15 protein-coding genes and 1 pseudogene are annotated in these 22,257 nt (G+C 69.8%); 9 read left to right on the forward strand and 7 right to left on the reverse strand.

Features of this window, described 5'->3' with window-relative positions; all coding sequences use genetic code 11:
- Positions 1 to 28 precede the first annotated feature (28 nt).
- Both dprA and topA read left to right on the forward strand, forming a co-directional pair.
- Positions 29 to 1,222 (forward strand): DNA-processing protein DprA, encoded by a 1,194-nt coding sequence (dprA, locus tag DEW08_RS14585; RefSeq protein WP_109328253.1) that lies wholly within the window; start codon positions 29 to 31, stop codon positions 1,220 to 1,222.
- A gap of 68 nt (positions 1,223 to 1,290) precedes the next feature.
- Positions 1,291 to 4,106: pseudogene (gene topA, locus DEW08_RS14590) on the forward strand (type I DNA topoisomerase).
- Here the strand turns inward: topA and DEW08_RS14595 are convergent.
- Positions 4,103 to 4,813, reverse strand: a complete 711-nt coding sequence (locus DEW08_RS14595) for a TIGR02117 family protein (protein WP_168220367.1) — start codon at positions 4,811 to 4,813, stop codon at positions 4,103 to 4,105. The pseudogene topA and the gene DEW08_RS14595 sit on opposite strands and share 4 nt — an antisense overlap.
- Positions 4,814 to 5,011: 198 nt before the next feature.
- Between DEW08_RS14595 and rnr the strand changes: the two genes are divergently transcribed.
- The 3 genes from rnr (at position 5,012) to rpmG (ending at position 9,278) form a co-directional block, all read left to right on the forward strand.
- Positions 5,012 to 7,201 carry a ribonuclease R gene (rnr, locus tag DEW08_RS14605; protein ID WP_109328260.1) on the forward strand — a complete coding sequence of 730 codons (2,190 nt, stop codon included), beginning with the start codon at positions 5,012 to 5,014 and terminating at the stop codon, positions 7,199 to 7,201.
- Positions 7,202 to 7,351: 150 nt separating this feature from the next.
- On the forward strand, positions 7,352 to 8,941 hold the full coding sequence (locus tag DEW08_RS14610) for a S41 family peptidase (RefSeq protein ID WP_245986281.1): 1,590 nt from the start codon (positions 7,352 to 7,354) through the stop codon (positions 8,939 to 8,941).
- 169 nt (positions 8,942 to 9,110) lie between these two features.
- Positions 9,111 to 9,278, forward strand: a complete 168-nt coding sequence (gene rpmG, locus DEW08_RS14615) for a 50S ribosomal protein L33 (RefSeq protein ID WP_012974790.1) — start codon at positions 9,111 to 9,113, stop codon at positions 9,276 to 9,278.
- Between the two features lie 138 nt (positions 9,279 to 9,416).
- Here rpmG and DEW08_RS14620 read toward each other — a convergent pair whose 3' ends face one another.
- The 5 genes from DEW08_RS14620 to DEW08_RS14640 form a co-directional block, all read right to left on the reverse strand.
- Entirely contained in the window at positions 9,417 to 10,808 is a 1,392-nt protein-coding gene (locus DEW08_RS14620) for a PleD family two-component system response regulator (protein ID WP_109328262.1), read from the reverse strand.
- A gap of 43 nt (positions 10,809 to 10,851) precedes the next feature.
- The gene (locus DEW08_RS14625) at positions 10,852 to 11,250 is read right to left on the reverse strand and encodes a response regulator (protein ID WP_168220411.1); all 399 of its coding nucleotides are present in this window, start codon (positions 11,248 to 11,250) and stop codon (positions 10,852 to 10,854) included.
- Between the two features lie 277 nt (positions 11,251 to 11,527).
- Positions 11,528 to 13,837 carry an ATP-binding protein gene (locus DEW08_RS14630; RefSeq protein ID WP_109328266.1) on the reverse strand — a complete coding sequence of 770 codons (2,310 nt, stop codon included), beginning with the start codon at positions 13,835 to 13,837 and terminating at the stop codon, positions 11,528 to 11,530.
- Positions 13,838 to 13,988: 151 nt separating this feature from the next.
- Positions 13,989 to 14,774 carry a GGDEF domain-containing protein gene (locus DEW08_RS14635; protein ID WP_109328268.1) on the reverse strand — a complete coding sequence of 262 codons (786 nt, stop codon included), beginning with the start codon at positions 14,772 to 14,774 and terminating at the stop codon, positions 13,989 to 13,991.
- A 193-nt stretch (positions 14,775 to 14,967) separates the two neighbouring features.
- Complete coding sequence (locus tag DEW08_RS14640) at positions 14,968 to 15,948, reverse strand: 2-hydroxyacid dehydrogenase (RefSeq protein WP_109328270.1); 981 nt, start codon at positions 15,946 to 15,948, stop codon at positions 14,968 to 14,970.
- 121 nt (positions 15,949 to 16,069) lie between these two features.
- On the opposite strand from DEW08_RS14640, the gene DEW08_RS14645 reads away from it, so the two are divergent.
- Together DEW08_RS14645 and DEW08_RS32390 are read left to right on the forward strand one after the other, a co-directional pair.
- Entirely contained in the window at positions 16,070 to 16,903 is an 834-nt protein-coding gene (locus DEW08_RS14645) for a cell envelope integrity EipB family protein (protein WP_245986283.1), read from the forward strand.
- A gap of 223 nt (positions 16,904 to 17,126) precedes the next feature.
- Positions 17,127 to 17,273: a hypothetical protein gene (locus tag DEW08_RS32390; protein ID WP_245986285.1), complete on the forward strand. Its 147-nt coding sequence runs from the start codon at positions 17,127 to 17,129 to the stop codon at positions 17,271 to 17,273.
- A gap of 131 nt (positions 17,274 to 17,404) precedes the next feature.
- Here DEW08_RS32390 and aspS read toward each other — a convergent pair whose 3' ends face one another.
- Positions 17,405 to 19,234, reverse strand: a complete 1,830-nt coding sequence (gene aspS / locus DEW08_RS14655) for an aspartate--tRNA ligase (protein ID WP_109328273.1) — start codon at positions 19,232 to 19,234, stop codon at positions 17,405 to 17,407.
- A 164-nt stretch (positions 19,235 to 19,398) separates the two neighbouring features.
- Between aspS and rnd the strand changes: the two genes are divergently transcribed.
- Positions 19,399 to 20,610 carry a ribonuclease D gene (gene rnd, locus DEW08_RS14660; protein WP_109328275.1) on the forward strand — a complete coding sequence of 404 codons (1,212 nt, stop codon included), beginning with the start codon at positions 19,399 to 19,401 and terminating at the stop codon, positions 20,608 to 20,610.
- Positions 20,611 to 20,799: 189 nt separating this feature from the next.
- Complete coding sequence (locus DEW08_RS14665; RefSeq protein WP_109328277.1) at positions 20,800 to 22,095, forward strand: hypothetical protein; 1,296 nt, start codon at positions 20,800 to 20,802, stop codon at positions 22,093 to 22,095.
- The last annotated feature ends 162 nt before the right edge of the window (positions 22,096 to 22,257 follow it).

A 22,257-nucleotide genomic window follows, 5' to 3' on the forward strand; every position in this document is an offset into this window, starting at 1 on the left:
TGCCGCGTCGGTTGTAGAACCTTTCGGCATGACACAACCGCGCCGCCCTCTCTCCGACGCCGAACGGCTCGACTGGCTCCGACTCATTCGTACGGAAAATGTCGGGCCGATCACCTTCCACCGGCTGCTCGACCAGTTCGGCACCGTGCGGGCGGCGCTCGACGCCCTGCCGGAGCTGGCGCGGCGCGGCGGCCGGACCAAGCCGCTGCGCATCGCGACCAGGGCCGAGGCGGAGCGGGAGATGGAGGCGAACCGGCGCGTCGGCGCCCGCCTGATCTGCGCCTGCGAGCCGGACTATCCCGAACCGCTGGCCGCGGTGGACGATGCGCCGCCGGTCGTCTCCGTCCTCGGCCACGCCCATCTGCTGAAACGGCGCTGCGTCGCCATGGTCGGGGCGCGCAACGCGTCCCTCCCCGGCAAGAAGTTCGCGGAGCGGCTGGCGCGGGAGCTGGCGGAGGCCGGGCTGGTGGTGGTCTCCGGCCTTGCCCGCGGGATCGACACCGCCGCCCATACCGGAGCCCTGGCCGGCGCCCTGGCCGGCGGAACCGCCGCCGTGCTGGCCGGCGGAATCGACGTGGTCTATCCGCCGGAGAACGAGGCGCTCTACCGCGACATCGTGGCGCAGGGCGCCGTCGTGGCCGAATGCCCCGTCGGGACGCAGCCGCAGGCCCGCCACTTCCCGCGGCGCAACCGGGTCATCTCCGGCCTGTCGCTCGGCGTCCTGGTGGTGGAGGCGGCGATGCGCTCCGGCTCGCTGATCACCGCCCGGATGGCGCTGGAGCAGGGGCGCGAGGTGATGGCGGTGCCCGGCTCGCCGCTCGACCCGCGCTGCCAGGGGACCAACAACCTGCTGCGGCAGGGGGCGGTGCTGGTGGAGGGGGCGGACGACGTGCTGCGCGCGCTGGAAACCCTGCGCCCGCTCCGCATGGAGGAGCGCCAGCGCGACCTGTTCGGCGCCTCGCCGGCCACTGCGGGAGGGACCGGGCGAGGGACCGGAAACGGGACCGGAAACGGGGCCGCCGGACCCGCCGTCACGGACGAGGCCGAGCTTGCGCGGGCGCGCGCCGTGGTTTTGGAAAACCTCAGCCCGACTCCCGTCACCATTGACGAACTGGTCCGCGGGTGCCAATTGTCCGCACCGGTGGTGTTGACCGTGGTACTGGAACTTGAGCTTGCCGGCCGAGTCCAGCGTCAGCCAGGAAATCAGGTCAGCCTGTCCTGACCCCCCTGGCCTGACCACGGCCTTTGCACCGCCCGGTATCGGTAAGGCACACGCGAAGGGCCGGTCACTTGTCGGGCAACAACGTCGTCATCGTCGAATCGCCGGCCAAGGCGAAAACCATCAACAAGTATCTTGGCTCGGACTACACCGTGGTGGCCAGCTTCGGCCATGTCCGCGACCTTCCGGCGCGCGACGGCTCGGTGCGGCCGGACGAGGATTTCGCGATGGAGTGGGAGCTGGGCGACCGCTCCAAGCGCCACATCGACGAGATCGCCAAGGCGGTGAAGTCGGCCGAGCGCATCTATCTCGCAACCGACCCGGATCGCGAGGGAGAGGCCATCGCCTGGCACCTGTCGGAACTGCTGCGCGAGAAGCACCTGACCGACAAGCGCGACGTGCAGCGCATCACCTTCAACGAGATCACCAAGTCCGCCGTCCAGGCCGCCATCGCGAACCCGCGCAGCGTGTCGAAGGAGCTGGTGGACGCCTATCTCGCCCGCCGGGCGCTCGACTATCTCGTCGGCTTCACCCTGTCGCCGGTGCTGTGGCGCAAGCTGCCGGGCTCCAAGTCGGCCGGCCGCGTGCAGTCCGTGGCGCTGCGGCTGGTGTGCGAGCGCGAATCGGAGATCGAGGCGTTCAAGCCGCAGGAATACTGGTCGATCACGGTGGGCTTCACCACCCCGTCGGGGGCGCCCTTCACCGCCGCGCTGACCCAGCTCGACGGCCGGAAGCTCGACAAGTTCTCCCTGCCGAACAAGGACGCGGCCGAGGCCGCGGTGGCGAGGATCCGCCCGCAGGCCTTCTCGGTCGCGCAGGTCGAGCGCAAGCAGAGCCGCCGCAATCCGTCCCCGCCCTTCACCACCTCCACGCTGCAGCAGGAGGCCTCGCGCAAGCTGGGCTTCGGCGCGACCCGCACCATGCGCACCGCGCAGAAGCTGTACGAGGGCGTCGACATCGGCGGCGAGACGGTCGGCCTGATCACCTACATGCGAACCGACGGCGTCAGCCTGTCGCAGGAGGCGATTGAGGGGGCGCGCGGGCTGATCGGCTCGCATTACGGCGAGCGCTATGTGCCGGCGCAGCCGCGCGTCTACAAGACCGCCGCCAAGAATGCCCAGGAGGCGCACGAGGCGATCCGGCCGACCGACCTCTACCGCCGGCCGGAGACCGTGGCCGCCTATCTGGAACAGGACGAGCTGCGGCTCTACGAGCTGATCTGGAAGCGCACGCTGGCCAGCCAGATGGAAAGCGCCGTCCTCGACCAGGTGGCGGTGGACATCGCCAGCCCGGGCAAGGACGTGGTGCTGCGCGCCAACGGCTCCATCGTCGTGTTCGACGGCTTCCTGAAGGTCTACCAGGAGGACCGCGACGACGCCGAGGACGACCAGGGCGACCGCCGCCTGCCGGCGATGGACCAGGGCGACGGCCTGAACCGCGGCGACATCCTGCCGGAGCAGCATTTCACCCAGCCGCCGCCGCGCTACACCGAAGCCAGCCTCGTCAAGAAGCTGGAGGAGCTGGGAATTGGCCGGCCGTCCACCTATGCCTCGATCCTCCAGGTGCTGCAGGACCGCAACTATGTGCGGCTCGACAAGCGGCGCTTCATTCCGGAGGACCGCGGCCGGCTGGTCACCGCCTTCCTGGAGAATTTCTTCCACCGCTACGTCGAGTACAACTTCACGGCGGAGCTGGAAAACCAGCTCGACGAGATCGCCGGCGGCGGATCGACTGGAAGACGGTGCTGCGCGACTTCTGGAAGGCGTTCCACGCCGCGGTGGACAGCACCAAGGACCTGACGATCACCCAGGTGCTGACCACGCTGGACGAGGAGCTGGGACCGCACTTCTTCCCCTCCGACACGCCGGGCGGCCACGACCCGCGCGTCTGCCCGGTGTGCAGCCAGGGCCGGCTGGGGCTGAAGCTGGGCAAGATGGGCGCCTTCATCGGCTGCTCGCGCTATCCCGACTGCCGCTACACCCGCCCGCTCGCCGTCGCCAACGACGAGGGCGGCGAGGCGCAGGAAGGCCCGCGCGAGCTGGGCAGCGATCCGGAGACCGGGCTGCCGGTGACCGTCCGGCGCGGTCCCTACGGCGCCTACATCCAGCTCGGCCCGGCCCCGGCCCCCGCCGCCCCGGCGGCGGCGGTGGAGGCCCCCGGGGAGGACGCCGGGGAGGCGGCAGACGGCAAGAAGAAGAAGGCCAGGAAGAAGCCGAAGGAGGAGGCGCCGAAGCCCAAGCGCGTCTCGCTGCCCAAGGGCATGGCGCCGGCGGACATCGACCTCGACACCGCGCTGCGTCTGCTCGCCCTGCCGCGCAGCATCGGCAACCATCCGGAGACGGGCGAGGAGATCACCGCCGGCATCGGCCGCTTCGGCCCCTACCTGAAGCACGGCAGCGTCTACAAGTCGCTGACACCCGACGACGACGTGCTGACCATCGGCATCAACCGCGCGGTGGACCTGCTGGCCGGGGCGGCCAAGAAGGCCGCCACCCCGGGCAAGACGCTGGGCGACCACCCGAAGACCGGCAAGCCGATCAGCATCGGCTCCGGCCGCTTCGGCCCCTACGTCAAGCACGGCAGCGTCTATGCCTCGATCCCCAAGGGCACCGAGCCGGACAGCGTGACTCTGGAACAGGCGCTGGAGCTGCTGGAGGCCAAGGCCGCCAAGGACGCCGCCAAGAAGGGCAAGGCCCCGAAGGACGCCGCCCCCGCCGCGGCCGAGGGCGACGGCGAGAAGGCTCCCGCCAAGGCCAAGGCCGCCCCCAAGAAGGAGACGGCCAAGAAGGAGCCGGCGAAGAAGGCGCCCGCCAGGAAGCCGGCTGCGAAGAAGGCCGAGACCGAAGCGGTGGGCGAGGAGAAGCCGGCGGCGCGCAAGCGGGCCTAACGGACCCAGCGCATCACGCCGCCTGCGAAGGGGGTCCAGGCGCCGACGGCCACACCGGCGGCGCGCAGCCCCCTGCCCGTCCACTCGTTGCAGGTCAGGATCGGGCTGTACTGCCCGACCGCCTCGAAAAACAGGTCGGTCGGGCCGTAACCGCTGCCCGGCAACGGCATCACCGCCCCGTCGCCGGTCCGGCGGAAGCTGCCCCGCACATGATCGACCAACGCCCGGTAGCGCTCCTCCCCCAGCAGGAGCCGACCGCAGTCCGGGCTGCCGGCCGGGCTCCGCAGGGCGGTGACGTGCATCACGCTCGGCCCGCCGCCGACCAGGGCCGACAATGCCGTCGCCGGGCTGAGGTCGCTCCAGCGCCGGGTCTGCAGGTAGAAGGCGCGGTCGCCCCAGCCGAAGGCGAAATGGGTCACCCAGCGCTCGGTCGCCGGAAAGGGGCCGGCTGCCAGCTCCTCCACCCAGTCCATCGCCGGGGTCACGGCCGGCAGCACGAGGTCGGTGTGGACACCGTTGCCGCAGACGAACATCTCCACCGATTCGGCGGTCGCCGCGTCACTGCCGCCGCCCGCCGCCATGCCGCCCACCGCCGTGCCACCCATCGCCGTGCCGCCCGCCGGCCAGCGCGCCAGCAGCAGGGCGGCCAGCAGGTAGCCGGCGGCCACGGCCACCGGCAGCATCGGCAGAACACGAACCAGCCTCATCGCCCCTCCCCGGATCGAGCGCATGCTTCTCGCCGGCCTTTGTGGCAGGGGTGCGGCGCCGGGGGTGCAACGACCCGGTTGGATTTCCCGGCGGCAGGGCTTACTTAACGCGCCTGATCCAGACGAAGCGCGGTCCTTTTTGAGCAGCATTCCCCCAAGCCCGGCGCCTTCCCCGACAAGGAGACGGTCCTCGCCTTCATCCGCGGCAGCGCGACGCCGGTCGGCAAGCGCGAGATCGCCCGCGCCTTCAAGCTGTCCGGCTCCGACGACCGCGAGCGGCTGAAGGCCCTGCTGCGCGACCTCGAAGCGGACGGCGCGGTGGAGCGGGGCCGCAACAAGCGCGTCGCCCCGCCGCAGGCGCTGCCCGAGGTGGCGGTGCTGGAGATCACCGGGATCGACGCCGACGGCGAGCCGCAGGCCCGCCCGCTGACCTGGACCGGCGAGGGCACGCCGCCGCGCATCTTCCTGCTGCCGGAGCGCAAGGGGCTGCCGGCGGTGGGCGTCGGCGACAAGGTCCTGGCGAAGCTCAGCCGCATCAACGACCGGCTCTACGAGGCGCGCACACTGCGCCGCATCGAGGGGGCGGAGGGGCGCGTGCTGGGCGTCTACCGGCCGGCCGCGGAGGGCGGCCGCATCATCCCCACCGACCGCCGCGCCAGCACCGAGTTCCTCGTGCTGCCGGCCAACCGCGGCGAGGCCGAGCCCGACGACCTCGTGCTGGCCGACGTGCTGCCGGCCGGCCGCATGGGGCTGCCGCAGGCCCGCGTGGTGGAGCGCTTCGGCTCCATGGCCGACCCCAGGGCCATCAGCCTGATCGCCATCCACGCCCACGGCCTGCCGACCGCCTTCGCCCCGGCGGCGTTGCGGGAGGCGGAGCTGGCGGCCGTGCCGCCGCTGACCGGCCGCACCGACCTGCGCGCCGTGCCGCTGGTCACCATCGACGGGTCCGACGCCCGCGACTTCGACGACGCGGTGTGGGCGGAGCCCGACGGGGATCCCGCCAACCCCGGCGGCTGGCACCTGCTGGTCGCCATCGCCGACGTCGCCTACTACGTCCGGCCCGGCTCGGCGCTCGACCGCGCAGCCTGCGAGCGCGGCAACTCGGTCTATTTCCCCGACCGCGTCGTGCCGATGCTGCCGGAGGCGCTGTCCAACGGCCTCTGCTCGCTGCGGCCGGGGGAGGACCGCGCCTGCCTCGGCTTCCATCTGTGGATCGACGCCAGGGGCAGCCTGATCCGCCACCGCATCGTGCGCGGCCTGATGCGTTCCGCCGCCCGGCTGACCTACGAGCAGGTGCAGGCGGTGCGCGACGGCCGCCCCGACGACGCCACCGGGCCGCTGTTGGACACGGTGATCGCCCCGCTCTACGGCGCCTTCGCCTGCCTGTGGCAGGCCCGGCAGCGGCGCGGCACGCTCGACCTCGACCTGCCGGAGCGCAAGGTCCGGCTCGACGGGCGCGGGCGCGTCGCCGACATCGGCGTCCGCCAGCGGCTCGACAGCCACCGGCTGATCGAGGAGTTCATGATCGCGGCCAACGTGGCGGCGGCGGAGAGCCTGGAGACGCTCGCCATGCCCGGCCTCTACCGCATCCACGACCAGCCCTCCCCCGCCAAGCTGGAGGCGCTGCGCAGCTTCCTCGCCGGCATCGGCCAGCCCTTCGCCAAGGGGCAGGTGATCAGGCCGGAGCATTTCACGCGGCTGCTGGAGCGCACCGCCGGCACGTCCGACAGCCATCTGGTGAGCGAGGTGGTGCTGCGCACCCAGGCACAGGCCGAATATGCCCCGGGCAACATCGGGCATTTCGGGCTGGCGCTGACCCGCTATGCCCACTTCACCTCGCCGATCCGCCGCTACGCCGACCTGATCGTCCACCGCGCCCTGATCCGCGCCCACAGTCTCGGCGTCGGCGGGCTGGACGACGCGGCGATGGCGAAGCTGGAGGAGATCGGCGAGCACATCTCCAAGACCGAACGCCGGGCCGCGGCGGCGGAGCGCGACGCGGTGGACCGCTTCACCGCCGCCTTCCTGGCCGACCGCGTCGGCTGTACCTTCAGCGGCCGGATCAGCGGCGTCTCCCGCTTCGGGCTGTTCGTCCGGCTGGACGAGAGCGGCGCCGACGGGCTGGTGCCCGCCAGCACCCTGCCCGACGACCGGTACGAGCATGACGAGGCCGCGCATACGCTGGTCGGCCAGCGGCACGGCCGTACGTTCCGCCTCGGCGGCGCCGTGACGGTGACGCTGGTCGAGGCCGACCCGATCACCGGAAGCACGCTGCTGGTGCTGCACCGGGAGGGGCAGGCGGACCCAACGTTGCAGATCGGCCACAGTGGCGGCGACCACCCCGGTGGCCCGGACTCAGGGCGGCGGAAGCGCAGGCGTGGCCGCTAGGACACAGTGGTCGAATTTCGCAACAAAGCCCGGCTTCCCTGCTTTTTGTCCCGCTCGCGGTGCGAACCAAGGTGCTATTCCTTACCTATATGGGATCGGGTCAATCCCTTCCGATCCCGACAGAGGGAAGGAGGCCGCGGGTTCTCTTCCATGGCCATGAGTGATCGCCACGCCTCGCTGCGCGCCGCCCTGCGGCGCTGTGTGGCCGCCCCGCTGGCGGTCGCCTTCCTCGCCTTCGGTACGGCATCGGGCGAGCCGTCCCGCGCTTTCGCCGCCGCCCCGTCCTTCGTCAGCGAGCAGGTGTTCAGCGTCGGCTTCGGCAAGATCGCCGAGGTGTACCTGCTCCCCGTCGCCATCGACCAGCTCGCGCTCGACGGGCTCAAGGGCCTGACCGGCATCGACCCCAGCGTGAAGGTGGAGCGCGACGGTTCCACCGTACGCCTGTACGTGTCCGGCACCCTGACCGCCGAGTTCGGCGCCGCCGCCGGCAACGACCCCGGCGCCTGGGCCGCCCTCACCACCCGCGTGATCGACCGGGCGCGGCTCTACGCCCCCGTCCTCGGCCAGGCGACGCCGGAGCGCATCTACCAGGTCGTCTTCGACGGCGTGACCAGCGGCCTCGACGGCTATTCCCGCTATACCGGACTGCAGCGCGCCACCACCGAGCGGGCGCAGCGCGAAGGCTATGGCGGCATCGGCATCTCGCTGGAGATCGTCAACGGCCGCACCCTGATCCGCGACGTGCTGCCGCGCGGCCCGGCCGACCGCTCCGGCGTCCGCGACGGCGACCAGCTCCTCGCCATCGACGGCGACCTGACCACCCGGCTGGGCGAGGGCGAGATGCGCGACCGGCTGCGCGGCCCCACCGGCTCGGTCGTAACGGTCACGCTGGCGCGCGACGGCTCCGCCCCGCGGCGCATCCCGGTGCGGCGCGAGCGCGTGGTTCCCGGCACCGTCAGCGCCTCGGCGGTCGATCAGGTCGGCGTGCTGAAGGTCGACCGCTTCAACGCCACCACCGCCTCCACCCTGCGGGACTCGGTCGCCTCGCTGCGCCAGGGTGCCGGCAAGGCCGGCCTGCGCGGCTATGTGCTCGACCTGCGCGGCAATCCCGGCGGCCTGCTCGACCAGGCGGTCGCGGTGGCCGACCTCTTCATGCGGCGCGGCCGGATCATCTCGACCGAGGGACGCCATCCCGACAGCCGCCAGCGCATCGAGGCGACGCCGGACGACATCATCGACGGGCAGCCGCTGGTCGTGCTGGTCGACGGCCGCTCCGCCTCCTCGGCGGAGGTCGTCGCCGCCGCCCTGCAGGATTCCGGGCGGGCGGTGGTGGTCGGCGCCTCCTCCTACGGCAAGGGCAGCGTCCAGACGGTGACCCGCCTGCCGAACGACGGCGAGCTGTTCCTGACCTGGAGCCGGATCTACACCCCCGCCGGCTATACCCTGCACCGCCAGGGCGTGCAGCCGACCATCTGCACCAGCCGCGCCGGGCAGGAGGATGCCGCCGCCCTGCTGTCCGACCTGCGCAACGGCCGCGCCATCTCCATGTCGCAGCTCGTCGGCTGGCGCGCCCGCGCGGCCGATGACGAACAGGCGCTGGCCCGCCTGCGCGAGACCTGCCCCTGGAAGGAACATGAACCGGAACTGGACCTCAAAGTCGCGCTGATGCTGTTGGCCGAACCGGGTCTTTACCAGCGGGCCGCCGCTCTTTCCGTCGTCAACACGGTGGCGGAGCGTTGAGTCGCCTATAGCGGGCTCTATTGCGTCCGGGGCCCCGATCGTGACACGATCTTGTCCCCGCCGGCGGGTTCTTCACACTTGACATGGCGGCGGCAAACGGTATGTTCACGCGTCACGACGCCGCCCCGCCGGGCTGGCGGGTCACGGATTTTTTGTCGGGATTGAGATCATGGCCAAGCAGAACACCGTCCTCATCAAGCTGGTGAGCACGGCCGATACCGGTTTCTTCTACGTGAAGAAGAAGAACCCGAAGAAGACCACCGAGAAGCTGTCGTTCCGCAAGTACGACCCGGTGGCGCGCAAGCACGTGGAGTTCAAGGAAGCCAAGATCAAGTAAGGCTTCCGGAGCACCGGCAAACGAAAAGGCCGCCTTTCACGGGCGGCCTTTTCGTTTCTGACGCTTCACGTCTCGTTTTTCTTGATGCTTCACGTCCCGGTGACGTCACAAGGCCGGGCGCGCCGGGCCGGGGCCGCCCTACCCTTCGATCTCCGCACGGGCGTCGGCGACGACGCAGTTGCGCCCCAGCCGCTTGGCTTCGTAGAGCGCGTCGTCGGCCCGGCGGATCAGCCCCTCGGCCGTGTCGCCCAGCCGGCCGCCGACCGAGATGCCGATCGAGACGGTGACGTTGATCTGCCCGACCTCCGCCGACACGGCGAACGGCGTCTCGGCGATGCGGTGACGCAGCCGCTCGGCGACGATCAGGGCGGCTTCGCCGTCGGTGTCCGGCAGGATGACCACGAACTCCTCGCCGCCCAGCCGGGCGACCAGGTCGAAGGTGCGCAGGTTGCGGCTGGCGCGGGCGGACACCTCGCGCAGCACCTCGTCGCCCACCGAATGGCCGTAGCTGTCGTTGACCACCTTGAAGTGGTCGATGTCGAACATCAGCACCGACACCGGCTTGTGGCTGTCGATCGCCCGTTCCAGCAGCCGCGGCAGATGCGCGTTGACATAGCGGCGGTTGAAGACGCCGGTCAGGCTGTCGGTCAGCGCCATCGACAGGCTGTGCTCGTAGTTGGAGCGGAGCCGTTCCTGGTAGCGCTTGCGCCGGATCTGGGTGCGGGCGCGGGCCAGCATCTCGTTCCGGTCGATCGGCTTGATCACATAGTCGTTGGCGCCGAGGTCAAGCCCCTTGGCGACATGGTTCAGATCGCCCTCGTCCACCATCAGCAGGATCGGCACCTGCCGGGTCCGCTCGTGCGAGCGGAGCTGGGAGCACAGCCGCAGCCCATCCTCGTTCATCAGCGTCAGGCTGATGACGACAAGGTCCAGCTCGGTGTTCAGCGCCTGCTCCAGCGCCTTGGCGCAACTGTCGGAGGACAGCACCTCGTGATGGTCGCGCTCCAGCGTCTCCGCCACCTTCTCGAGGTCGAGGGCCGAATCCTCCAGGATCAGGACGCGGGCGCGCTCATAGGATTCGTTGAGCAGCGAGCCGCTGCGCTCGATCACCCCGAACTGGCCGGAGGTCGATTCGCGCAGCCGCCACTCGTCCATCATCATCTTCAGCCGGACCAGAGAGCGCACCCGGGCGAACAGGGCGATGTCGTTGACCGGCTTGGTCAGGAAATCGTCGGCCCCCGCCTCCAGCCCGCGCACGCGGTCGGCCACGTCCGACAGGGCGGTCACCATGATGACCGGGATGTGCATGGTGGCGGGGTTGGAGCGGATGCGCTCGCACACCTCGAAACCGTCCATGCCCGGCATCATCACGTCCAGCAGAACGATGTCCGGCGCCTCGCGGTTGATCAGGTCCAGCGCCTCCGGCCCGTTGAAGGCCGTGATCACGTTGAAGTACTCGCGCGTCAGCTTTGCCGCGAGCAGCTTCACGTTCGGCAGGACATCATCGACGACTAGGACACGCGCGGACATCTAGAACTCTGATCCGATTCCGTGGACGACCAGGAAACCGCTGTCAATTCAAGAACTTCTGTACCGTTTCCAGAAATCTGGCAACCGAGATCGGCTTGGCGATGTAATCCTCGCACCCGCCCTGCCGGATCTTCTCCTCGTCCCCCTTCATGGCGAAGGCGGTCACCGCGATCACCGGGATCGACCGCAGCTCCGCATCGTCCTTCAGCCAGCGGGTGACTTCCAGACCGGAAACCTCCGGCAACTGGATGTCCATCAGGATCAGGTCCGGGCGGTGGCGCCGCGCCATGGTCATCGCCTCCATCCCGTCGCGGGTCTGCAGCGTGCCGTAGCCGTGCGCCTCCAGCAGGTCGTGGAAGAGCTTCATGTTCAGCTCGTTGTCCTCGACGATGAGGACGGTCTTTGACGCCTTGGAACCGCCGTCACCACCAGTGAGCTGCATCCCAGGGCCGCCCGCTTCCTCAGGCATGGAAACCTCCCCGGGCGTCCCTCCGCCCGATTGACCGCATCGTGCCGCGGACCGGACGGCCGGGCGAATGATAAGCCTTTCAACCCTCTTACGGGTTGACGGTTAAATTGTCGTTACCACATTCGGCGCCGCCTGGAAAGAAAAGCGAAAGGCCGGACAGCGTCGCGACAGATGATCTCACAACAGATAAGAATGCCTCGCACCGCCTACTTCCGCAGAATCCACAGCCGTGGATTTCCAATCCGCAACCCTAAATATGCAACGGAGCCTGGACGACACGCCCGGCCGGGAAATGCAGGACGAAGCGGCAGCCCCTCCCCGCTTCGCTGCTGAGCGAGATGCGTCCGCCATGCGCCTCGACCAGCGACCGCACGATCGGCAGGCCGAGGCCGGTGCCGCCCCCCTGGCCGCGGCGCGGCGCCCCCGCCCCGGCGACCTGGCGGAAGGGCTCGAACACCAGCGCCTGATGCTCCGGCGCGATGCCGATCCCGGTATCCTCGACGGCGACGTCCAGCCCGTCCGCCTCCACGGCCACCGACACCAGGATGCGGCCGCCGGCCGGCGTGTGGGTGATGGCATTGGTGACGAGGTTCAGCAGCATCTGCCGCACCGCCTTGGCGTCGCCGAGAAGCCGGGGGCCGGGGGACGGCAGCACGGCCTCGAACCGCAGGCCGCCGTCGCCCAGCGAACGCTCGACGGTCGCATGGATCTGCCCGATCGTCTCCACCAGGTCGATCGTCTCCTCCGCCAGCTCGAACCGGCCGGCTTCGATCTTCGACAGGTCGAGGATGTCGTTCACGAGGTCGAGCAGGTGGCGGCCGGCCACCGCGATGCTCTGCATCGAGGCGCGCTGCCGGTCGCTCAGCGTCCCGGACAGCGACTCCAGCAGCAGCTCCGAATAGCCGATGACGGCGTTCAGCGGCGTGCGCAGCTCGTGGCTCATGTTGGACAGGAAGTCCGACTTGGCCCGGTTGGCGCGCAGCATCTCCGCCTGCAGATCGGCGTCGCGGCGAAGCTGGCGCAGGATCACGTCGGTCAGGGCGGCGCGCAGGCTGCGCGCGATCTCCAGCTTCCAGGCGGGCCAGGGCCGCGAGTGGCCGCGCTTCACCTCCAGCCAGCGCTCGAAGGACTGGCGCGGCAGGACCAGCGTCGGGTTTTGCGGATCGAGCGGCTTGTTGGGGTCGCCGCCCCAGGCGATGGTGCGCGGCAGCTCGGGCCGGAACCACAGGATGGCGTGCTGGCGGTTCTCGCCGAGGAACAGGACGAGCAGGCCGCTCGCCCGGTCGGTGAAGGCGGCGAAGGACGGGAAGACGGCGCTGAGGCAGTCGGTGGCGTAGACGTCCTCGCGCACCGCGGCCCGCAGCCACGCGACCAGCGGCTTCAGCGCGCCCTGCGGCGGTGCGTCGCCCAGCGTAACGACCTTCTCCCCGTCCACCACGGCGGCGCCGCTGGAGGCATAGAACAGGTCGGTCAGCGTCACCGGCCCGCGGGTGATGGCGTCGACGAAATTGTCCGCCCCGGCGATCTGCTCCAGCAGCCGGGCATGCAGCGCCACATGCTCGGCCCGCGCCGCCCGCTCGACCGCGCTCTCGGTCGCCTCCAGCCCCAGGCTGAAGGCGTCCGCCACCACGCCGGTCAGCACCCGCTCCGCCGGCCCGATGGCATGCGGCCGGCGGTGGTGGCCGACGATCAGCCCCCAGAGCACGCCGCCCTTCATGATCGACACGGACAGCGAGCCGTTGACCCCCATGTTGCGGTGATAGTCGAGATGGACCGGCGACAGGCTGCGGAGCTGCGCGAAGGTGAGGTCCAGCGGCCGGTCGCCCTCCGTCCCCGGCGCGGCCAGCAGCGGCACCGGCACGGCGTCGCGGTCGGCCACCGCACGGATTCGGCTCAGCGCATAGAGCGCCCGCGCCTGGGAGGGAATGTCGGAGGCCGGAAAGCGGAAGCCCAGGAAGGACTGGTCCCAGTCGGCGACCTTGTCCTCGGCCACCACGTCGCCGTCGCCCGCCGCGTCGAAGCGGTAGACCAGAACGCGCTCCAGCCCGGTCAGGCGCCGCACCGCCGCGGCCGCGCGGGCACCGAGATCCTCGAAGGTCGGGGCGTCGCGCAGCGCGTTGAGGTCGCGGGCGAGGCGGTTGTGCAGTTCCGCCTCCAGCCAGCCCTGCCGCTCCGGAGTCGGCCGCTCCAGTTCCAGGATCAGCCGCCCGGCATGCTCGTGCAGCATGGCGGCGAGCGGTTCGCCGCCGGCCGCGTGCAGGGTGGCGTGCACCCCCTGCCCGCGCTGCCCGGCGGGAAGACCGGCCAAGTCGCGGATCAGCCCGTCGAGGCCGGCGAGCCCGGCCGCCGCCGCGCCGCGGCCCAGCAGATCCTCCGGCGCCACGCCGAGGAAGGCGGCGCAGTTGGCGCTGCAGACGAGGATGCGGCCGTCTTCGGGACCGAAGGCGAGCAGCGCGCCCAGCGGCTGGATGCTGCCCGGAACATGGATGGGTTCGCGGGCGCAGATGTCCGGCTCGGTCCGCCGGGTCAGGATCGATGGGGGCGCGACGGCCGGAGGCATTCGGGCAGGGATTCCACAGGACCAGGGATCGGACGAGGCCGCACACGGTGCGTCCGGCCCATGCAAGAGTGCCCGTCCGCGCAACCGACGGTCAAGTCCGGGCGGGCCCGGTGCGACAGGCTGTCCTGCCTGCCGGCCGGATCTTCCCGCCTCAGCCGGTGCGCTGGCGCCGGGCCGGCCGGCAATGGGCGGCTTCCGGCATGCCGGCGAGGCGCTTGACCGCCGGCAGCGGCGTCACCTTGCGGCTGCTCCGCCGCCGGGCGCCCTTGTTGCCGTACATCATGGCGTCGGCGCGCCGGATCACCTCGTCCTCGTTGTCCTCGGCGCCGTAGGGCTGGGTCCCGATGGAAAAGCGGACCGGCAGGCTGTGGCCGCCCCACTCCACCACCTGGGCGTCGGCGATCCTCATGAGCTGGCGGGCACGGGCGAGGCCGGTCTGCACGTCGGTGTTGGTCAGCAGCACGGCGAACTCGTCGCCGCCCAGCCGGGCGACCACATCCTCCTGCCGGACATGCGACACGATCACCCGCGCCACCTGCCGCAGATAGCTGTCGCCGGCGAGATGGCCATGGGTGTCGTTGATGGCCTTGAACCCGTCCAGGTCGATCATCACCAGCATGCCGCCGGCCGAGCCGCTGCGCCGCGCCGACGCCAGCTCGCGCCGGAAATGGCTGTAGAATCCGCGCCGGTTCAGCAGGCCGGTCAGCTCGTCGGTCATGGTCAGGCTTTCGAGATAGGCGATGCGCTCCTGCTGCTGCGCGATCGTCTCCTTCGCCTCGGCCAGCATTGCGACGGTCTCGTCGAGCAGATAGCTCTCGGTCCCCCGCAACAGACCGACACGCGACGCCAGCGCAACCGGAGTCCAGCCATTACCGCCGAACGCGGGGGTCGCGTCGGATTGGGCTTTGGCATTCATGACGGCAGCCATGGCATTCATGGATCGGCTCCTCGACTGAAGAACGGAACTCTTCGTCCAGTCCTCAGCAAGCCGCGTGCCAATGACCGCCGATCAGGATTCGCCCCGATATCCGGTCCTTCGGGGCGGAAGTTTTTTCCCGGCCTCCCCGCCCGCCCGGCAGCATCTTCCCGACCGGGGAACGGGCTGCCGGGAAAAAGCGACCCGGTCCCGGTCAGACGACCCGGTCCGGCGGCTCGCGTCCGGCGACCAGCGCGTCGATATTGTCCAAGGCCTTGAAACCCATGGCGTTGCGCGTCTCCACCGTGGCGCTTCCCAGATGGGGCAGCAGGACGGCGTTGGACACGCCGCGGTAGTCCGGATGCAGGTCCGGCTCCCCCTCGAAGACGTCGAGGCCGGCGGCGGCAAGCTGCCCGCTGCGCAGGGCGGCAATCACTGCCCGGTCGTCCACCACCGTTCCGCGGGCGGTGTTGACGAGGATGGCGCCCCGCGGCAGCCGCGCGATGCGCTCCGCGTTCAGCCAGTGGCGGGTCTCCGCCGTCGCGGGGAAATGCAGCGACAGGAAGTCGCTGACCGGGAGCAGCTCCTCCGGGTCGGCATGGAAGACTGCGCCGTCCTCCTGGTCCGGCGGCAGGCGCCGGCGGTTGCTGTAATGGATGGTCATGCCGAAGGCGCGCGCCCGGCGGGCGACCGCCTGCCCGATCCGCCCCATGCCGAGGATGCCCAGCCGCTTGCCGCCGAGATGGGTGCCGAGGAGCTGGGTCGGCGTCCAGCCGGTCCAGGCGCCGTCGCGCACCATCCGCTCCCCTTCCGAGGCGCGGCGGGCGGCGCCCAGCATCAGCAGGAGCGCGATGTCGGCGGTGGCGTCGGTCAGCACGCCGGGCGTGTTGGCGACGATCAGCCCGCGCGCCGCCGCCGCTGCCAGATCGATATGGTCGGTGCCGACCGAGAAGGTGGCGAGGATGCGGACCGAGCCGGGCAGCGCCGCGATGGCCGCGGCGTCCATCCGGTCGCAAGCGGCGCAGAGGACGGCGACGGCGCCCTGCGCCCGCTCCGCCAGGTCGGCCGGCGACAGCGGCCGGTCCTCGGGATTGGCGCGTACCACGTAATCGCGGGCGGCGCGTTGCTCCACCGCGTCCGGCAGACGGCGCGTCAGCACCAGCACCGGCCGGCCGCCGTCAAGCGTTTGAGCCATCTGTTGTCTCCCTCCCACATATGACCGCCGGGTTGGCGGGGTCTTGGCGGCAGCCCTTCCGGTCCACGGCGAAAACACCCATAATCTATTGCGAACCGACAATCACCTGTGGATCCTTCCCTTGTCGAACCGCCGCTCCGTCGCCCGATCCGTCCTCTGCGCGGTGACCGGCGCGCTCCTGCTGACCGTGGGCACCGTTCCGACCGCGCGGTCCGCCGATGCCGCCGCCGAGATCCTGCCGCACCGGGCGATCTACAAGATGTCGCTGCAGTCCGCCCGCAACAGCTCGAAGGTCAGCGACGTCCGCGGCCGCATGATGTTCGAATGGGCCGACGCCTGCGACGGCTGGACGACCGAGCAGCGCTTCCAGCTCCGCTTCGCCTACACCGAGGGCGAAGAGATGACCATGAACACCAACTACACGACCTGGGAGGCCAAGGACGGGCTGCGCTACCGCTTCAACGTCCGCAAGCTGATCAACGGCGAGGTCGACGACGACGTGCGGGGCGAGGCGACGCTGGCGAAGGCCGGCGGCACCGGCTCCGCCCATTTCACCAAGCCCGGCGAGCAGGACATGGCGCTGCCCGAGGGCACCATGTTCCCCACCGCCCACACGCTGGCGATCCTCGACCATGCCCGCGCGGGCGAGCGCTTCTTCACCCGCACCATCTTCGACGGGGCCGACGCCGAGGGGCCGACCGAGGTTTCCACCGTCATCGGCCAGGGCGGCCCGGCCAAGGAGGGGGCGGAACAGCCGCTGCTGCGCGACAAGACGGCCTGGCCGGTGCGCATGGCCTTCTTCCCCACCCAGAGCGAGGCCTCCCAGCCGGAATACGAGATGAGCCTGCGCCTGCTGCAGAACGGTGTCGCCGAGTCGATGCAGATCGACTACGGCGATTTCACCGTGAAGGCCGTGCTGGAGAAGCTGGAGGTCCTGCCGAAGCCCGGCTGCTGATGATCCGGCTGCTGATGATCCGGCTGCCGGGGCCGCCGCGCCCCTGCCGTTTGAGACAAAACAACCGGCGCGTCAAAGGTCCCTGGACGGGACGCCGGAAAATCTGGTAGCGGACGGTATCGGGAGGATCATGGTCATGCGTAAGCGAAGCGTTCAGGTCGGTCAGGTATATCAGTCGGTCAGTCCGGGCAACCACCGGTCGTGGCGGGTACGGGAAACTCTCATGCTGCTGGGCCTGCCGCACGCCCGCGTCGTCAGCACGGAGGACGAGGGCGATACCAAGACGTTGAGCTGCCTCGTCCTGGCCGATCCCAGCCACTACCGTCTCGTCACCGCCCCGACGCCGCCGGCCGACGTCGCCGCGGCCTGACGGCGGCCGTCCCGGGGCCGCGGCGGTCCGCCGGCGGTCCCGGCGCAGGCGCCCCGCACCGTCAAGCGAAAAGCCCCTCTTCCCGACGGAAGAGGGGCTTTGTTCGTTGCGGAGGCGTCCCGGACGGCGCGTTACTGCGCCTTGGGGGCCTCGGGCGCCGCGACCTTCGGCTTGGGCAGGTCGAGCTTGATGTGCAGCTCGCGCAGGCGCGTGGTGTCGACCGGGGCCGGCGCCTGCATCAGCAGGTCCTCGGCGCGCTGGTTCAGCGGGAAGGCGATGACCTCGCGGATGTTCGGCTCGTCGGCCAGCAGCATCACGATGCGGTCGATGCCCGGGGCCGAGCCGCCGTGCGGCGGGGCGCCCAGCTTGAACGCGCTCAGCATGCCGCCGAAGCGGGCCTCCAGCTCCTCCGGCGGATAGCCGGCGATCTCGAAGGCCTTGTACATCACCTCCGGCAGATGGTTCCGGATGGCGCCCGACGACAGCTCCACGCCGTTGCAGACGATGTCGTACTGGTAGGCCTTGATGTCGAGCGGGTTCATCGTGGTCAGCGCCTCCAGGCCGCCCTGCGGCATGGAGAACGGGTTGTGGCTGAACACGACCTTGCCGGTCTCCTCGTCCAGCTCGTACATCGGGAAGTCGACGATCCAGCAGAAGCGGAAGGCGTTCTTCTCGATCAGGTCCAGCTCCTCGCCGATGCGGGTGCGGGCGAAGCCGGCCAGCTTGGCCGCGGCGGCCGGCTGGTCGCAGACGAAGAAGACCGCGTCGCCGTTCTCCAGCCCGACCAGCTCGCGCAGCGCCGCCTGGGCGGCCTCCGGCACGAACTTGGCGATCGGGCCCTTGCCGCCGGCGGCCTCGAAGACGATGTAGCCGAGGCCGGGGGCGCCCAGCCCGCGCGCCCAGTCGTTCAGCTTGTCGAAGAAGCTGCGCGGCCGGTCGGCGACCTGCGGGGCGCGGATGGCGCGCACGACGCCGCCCTTCTCGATGGTCTGCTTGAAGGCGCGGAACTCGACGTCGTCGCGCTTGAACACCTCGGTCACGTCGGTGATGACCAGGGGGTTGCGCAGGTCCGGCTTGTCGTTGCCGTACTTCAGCATCGACTCGGCGAAGCTGATGCGGCGGAACGGCGGCTGGTCGATGACCGGCCGGGACTCGCGGCGGAAGCCGCCGAACTCGTCGAAGATGCCGAACAGCACCGGCTCGATGGCGGCGAAGACGTCCTCCTGCGTGACGTAGGACATCTCGAAGTCGAGCTGGTAGAACTCGCCCGGGCTTCGGTCGGCGCGGGCGTCCTCGTCGCGGAAGCAGGGGGCGATCTGGAAGTAGCGGTCGAAGCCCGCCACCATCAGCAGCTGCTTGAACTGCTGCGGAGCCTGCGGCAGCGCGTAGAACTTGCCGGGGTGGTTGCGGCTCGGCACCAGATAGTCGCGGGCCCCCTCCGGCGAGGAGGCGGTGAGGATCGGCGTCTGGAACTCGGTGAAGCCCTGGTCGATCATGCGGCGGCGGACCGACGCGATGACCTTCGAGCGCAGCAGGATGTTCTCGTGCAGCCGCTCGCGGCGCAGGTCGAGGAAGCGGTAGCGCAGGCGCACGTCCTCGCCGGCGTCGGTGTCCTGGTTGACCTGCAGCGGGATCTGCTCGGCCTCGCTCTGGACCGTCAGGTCGGCGATCTGCAGCTCGATCCGGCCGGTGGGCAGCTTGTCGTTGATCGTCTCGGCGGTGCGCTTGACGATCTTGCCGGTCACGGTGATGACCGATTCCAGCTTCAGCCGCTCGGCCACCTTGAAGGCGGGATTGGAGGTGTCGACCACGCACTGCGTCAGACCGTAATGGTCGCGCAGGTCGATGAACATCAGCTGACCATGGTCGCGCTTGCGGTGGATCCAGCCCGACAGGCGGGCGGTCTCGCCGGCATTCTCTTCACGAAGCTGGCCGCAGGTGTGCGTGCGGTAGGGGTGCATGGGTCGAAACACCTTGAATCAGGTCGTATTGCGGCGATGGAATCGGGTCCGACACACCACACCGGACGAGGCGGATTGTCAAGCCGCCATCCTGCCGGGAACGGCTGCCTCCCGCTCCCAAGGGCGCACTTTCATGGCGGACGCCGGTCGTGTATGAAGCACGCATGACACTGATCACCACGACCGACGCCCTTGAGGCCTTCTGCCGCTCGCTGGCCGGGGCCGAGTACATCACCGTCGACACCGAATTCCTGCGCGAGAAGACCTACTGGCCGCAGCTCTGCCTCGTCCAGGTCGGCGGTCCGGACCGCGCGGTCGCCATCGATCCCCTGGCGGAGGGCATGGACCTGACGCCGCTGTTCGACCTGATGGCCGATTCCTCCATCCTCAAGGTGTTCCACGCCGCCCGCCAGGACGTGGAGATCTTCTGGCACCTGTCGGGGAGGATTCCCAACCCGCTGTTCGACACCCAGGTCGCCGCCATGGTCTGCGGCTTCGGCGAGAGCGTCGGGTACGAGACGCTGGTCACCAAGCTGGCCGGCGCGCGCATCGACAAGTCCAGCCGCTTCACCGACTGGTCGCAGCGCCCGCTGACCGAGCGGCAGCTCACCTACGCGCTGTCCGACGTCACCCACCTGCGCCCGGCCTACGAGAAGCTGAAGCGCCGCCTCGCCCGCACCGGCCGCGCCCACTGGCTGGAGGAGGAGATGGCGGTGCTGACCGACCCGGCGACCTATCAGGTCGATCCGGAGACCTCCTGGCAGCGGCTGAAGGTGCGCACCAACAAGCCGCGCTTCATGGCCATCCTGCGCGAGCTCGCCGCCTGGCGCGAGCGCGAGGCGCAGCGCCGCGACCTGCCGCGCTCGCGCGTCCTGCGGGACGAGGCGCTGCTGGAGATCGCCGCCCATGCGCCGGCCACCGTCGACGACCTCGCCCGCACCCGCGGCATGGGCCGCGGCGTGGCGGAGGGGCGGCAGGGGGCCGACATCCTCGCCGCCGTCCAGGCCGGCCTGGACCTGCCGGACTCCGAGCTGCCGCGCGTCGAGCCGCGGGAGGAGCCGCCGCCCGGCCTGCAGCCGATCACAGAATTGCTGCGCGTCCTGCTGAAGATGAAGTGCGACGAGAATAATGTTGCCGCAAAACTCGTCGCGTCTTCCGCCGATCTGGAAGCGCTGGCGGCCGACGACGACGCGCCGGTCGCGGCCCTGCACGGCTGGCGCCGCGAGCTGTTCGGCGAGGACGCGCTTGCCCTGAAACACGGGCGGATCGGGCTGGCTGTGGCGAACCGTCGCGTCCGCATCATGCCGGTGCCGGGCGCCGCCTCCCCCGCGGCGGCGGCGGCGCAGCCGGCAATCACCGACGGCGCGGAGTCTTGACCGTCCGGCGTTATCGGTCGCAGAACCCCGCGCGGATGCAACATAGCTTAGCCGTGCGGCGGGGATATTCTCGCTGTTAACCACGCCTTAAGGCATTTTAATAGAAGGTTGGCACAAAGACAGCGTACGACCGATTCCTTGCCGTCGGGTGGCTGCCGGGGGAGAGGGTCCGCTTGGGGGAATGCGCGTATGAGCAGGTTCGGCGGCAAGCCACCGATGGGTCGTGACCGGGTCCGCCTGTCTTCCATGGAGAAGCAGGCCGCCGTTGCCGCCGCCAAGGACCAGAAGCCCGAGTTCGACAACGACAAGCTGCTGAACCTGCTGCGCTCCGCCAAGAACGAGCTGCAGGGCATGCGGCTGATCCACATGCACCTGTCCCTGCTGAAGGACAAGGATCCGGCCAGCCAGATGATGGTCCGCACCATCATCCAGGAACTGGGGACCAAGGCCTCCTACCTGCAGTCCTTCAACATCTCCAACGGTGACGTCATCGTCCTCTACAAGGGCCTGAAGCTGACCGGCGTCACCGACGTCTGCCAGAAGCTGGAACAGGTCTTCCTGTCGAAGACGACGCTGACCGGCGCCAACCCCTACAAGGAATACTCGCTCTATTCCATCATGGAACTGGCGTTGAACTTCATCAACGTCATCCGCTTCATCGAGGAATTGCAGGCGAGCGAGACCGGCATCGGCTCCACCGAGACCAAGCCGCCGATCACGCTGGAGGAACTGGGCAAGCTCGAACGCTCGATGCAGATGTTCGACCTGTCGCCCTTCCTGTTCAACCAGGCGGTCGCCAACATCGGCAGCGCCGGCGGCGGCCCGGACGAGATGGAGTATTTCGAGCTCTACATCTCCATCAAGCTGCTGCAGGAACGGCTCTGCCCGGATTACGACATCACGGCCAACAAGTGGCTGTTCAACTACTTCACCGCCAACCTCGACCAGTCGGTGCTGCGGGCGCTGAACCACGGCCTCAGCTTCATGCGCGGGCGGCGGATCGGCATCAACATCAACCTGTCCACCGTCATCTCCACCGGCTTCGTGAAGTTCGACGAGCGGCTGCCGATCGACTTCCGCGGCCAGGTGGTGCTTGAGGTCTCCAAGGGCGACCTGATCGAGAACCTGCCCCTGTTCAACGAGGTGGTGGAGTTCGCGCAGGACCGCCGCTACCAGATCGCGGTGGACGGGCTCAACCCCTTCTGGGTCACCAACTTCGACCTGGAATACCTGAACGCCGACTATGCGAAGATCTTCTGGTCCAACGAGATGCTGGAGATGGACCCGACCTTCGAGAAGTTCTTCCGCGACCGCATCGCCGAGCAGGACCGCTGCAAGTTCATCCTGGCGCGCTGCGACAGCGTCGCCAGCCTCGTCTACGCGCACAAGGTCGGCATCAAGTACGTGCAGGGCCGCGCGGTGGACAACATCCTGCGCAAGGGCGTCAGCGTCCGCGAGGCGATCGCCCACGCCAAGGTGGATTGAGCCCGCGGCGCCGTCGCTACCGCCGATCGAATAACGCCTTTCGGGGGACCCGCACTGCGGCGCTCCGCAGCGCGCACCCCCCACGATAAAGGGTTATCAAGGCAATTCCTGCATGGCTGGGCTGTTCGCGGCTGCACCCGTGTTCCGCTTGCGATGATTTCC

It is taken from the genome of Azospirillum thermophilum, from assembly GCF_003130795.1.
In the GTDB taxonomy this organism is placed as follows: Bacteria; Pseudomonadota; Alphaproteobacteria; order Azospirillales; family Azospirillaceae; genus Azospirillum; species Azospirillum thermophilum.

Coding starts and splice junctions, on each gene's coding strand:
- rnd (WP_109328275.1), top strand. CDS start 19,399: ATGACACTGATCACCACGACCGACGCCCTTGAGGCCTTCTGCCGCTCG.
- DEW08_RS14610 (WP_245986281.1), top strand. CDS start 7,352: ATGGCCATGAGTGATCGCCACGCCTCGCTGCGCGCCGCCCTGCGGCGC.
- DEW08_RS14635 (WP_109328268.1), bottom strand. CDS start 14,774: ATGAATGCCATGGCTGCCGTCATGAATGCCAAAGCCCAATCCGACGCG.
- DEW08_RS14640 (WP_109328270.1), bottom strand. CDS start 15,948: ATGGCTCAAACGCTTGACGGCGGCCGGCCGGTGCTGGTGCTGACGCGC.
- DEW08_RS14630 (WP_109328266.1), bottom strand. CDS start 13,837: ATGCCTCCGGCCGTCGCGCCCCCATCGATCCTGACCCGGCGGACCGAG.
- DEW08_RS14625 (WP_168220411.1), bottom strand. CDS start 11,250: ATGCAGCTCACTGGTGGTGACGGCGGTTCCAAGGCGTCAAAGACCGTC.
- DEW08_RS14620 (WP_109328262.1), bottom strand. CDS start 10,808: ATGTCCGCGCGTGTCCTAGTCGTCGATGATGTCCTGCCGAACGTGAAG.
- rpmG (WP_012974790.1), top strand. CDS start 9,111: ATGGCCAAGCAGAACACCGTCCTCATCAAGCTGGTGAGCACGGCCGAT.
- DEW08_RS14595 (WP_168220367.1), bottom strand. CDS start 4,813: ATGAGGCTGGTTCGTGTTCTGCCGATGCTGCCGGTGGCCGTGGCCGCC.
- aspS (WP_109328273.1), bottom strand. CDS start 19,234: ATGCACCCCTACCGCACGCACACCTGCGGCCAGCTTCGTGAAGAGAAT.
- dprA (WP_109328253.1), top strand. CDS start 29: ATGACACAACCGCGCCGCCCTCTCTCCGACGCCGAACGGCTCGACTGG.
- DEW08_RS14665 (WP_109328277.1), top strand. CDS start 20,800: ATGAGCAGGTTCGGCGGCAAGCCACCGATGGGTCGTGACCGGGTCCGC.
- DEW08_RS32390 (WP_245986285.1), top strand. CDS start 17,127: ATGCTGCTGGGCCTGCCGCACGCCCGCGTCGTCAGCACGGAGGACGAG.